This is a genomic window from Vibrio sp. D173a (assembly GCF_030248475.1).
Genome location: NZ_JAHGAH010001626.1, coordinates 1 through 663 on the forward strand (window position 1 = coordinate 1; position 663 = coordinate 663).

Genomic DNA, 663 nt, shown 5'->3' on the forward strand with positions numbered 1-663 from the left:
AAGCAAAAAAAGCCTTCCTTATTGACTAAATATTCATTCATATGAATAAAAATGAAACAAAAGTGCAATAAAATTAATAACTAACGAAAAGTTCCCTATTCACGAAAATGTAATTTTATAGAAATGAAAGCTTAATTTGGCTGCTCTAAATTAACCCCATCTCGAAAAGAACGAGCACTACGCTCACGGAATTTACAATACAAGGTAAGTGATTATGAAAAAGGCAGTTCTAGCTTCTGCAGTGGTAGCAGCACTAGTTTCAGGTTCATCTCTAGCAGCAACAGTTTACAGCTCTGACGGTACTGAGCTTAAAGTTGGCGGTCGTGCGGAATTCCGTGGTGACTTCATCGGTTCAGGCGGTGCTGAAGTTGAAGGTTCTATGGAAGACAAAACACGTTTCCGTCTAAACCTAAAAGGTGAAAGCCAACTGACTGACACAGCAACTGCGTTTGGTTTCTACGAAGCTGAGCAAGGCACTGGCGATAGCACATTCAAAAACCGTTACATGTACGCGGGTGTTGATTTTGATGGCCAAGCAATCTCTTTCGGTCGTCAAGACATGGCTTCAGTTATCGTTTCTGACTTCACCGATATCACTGAGTTCTCTGGTGTTCAGCAAGTTATCGACTCTGCTTCTGACAAAGAAGACGGCGTATTCGCATA

1 protein-coding gene is annotated in these 663 nt (G+C 41.3%); it reads left to right on the forward strand.

Features of this window, described 5'->3' with window-relative positions:
• Window positions 1-214: 214 nt before the first annotated feature.
• Window positions 215-663 (forward strand): porin (locus KIV40_RS35205; protein ID WP_285354121.1); only part of this gene is annotated, 449 nt, incomplete at its 3' end.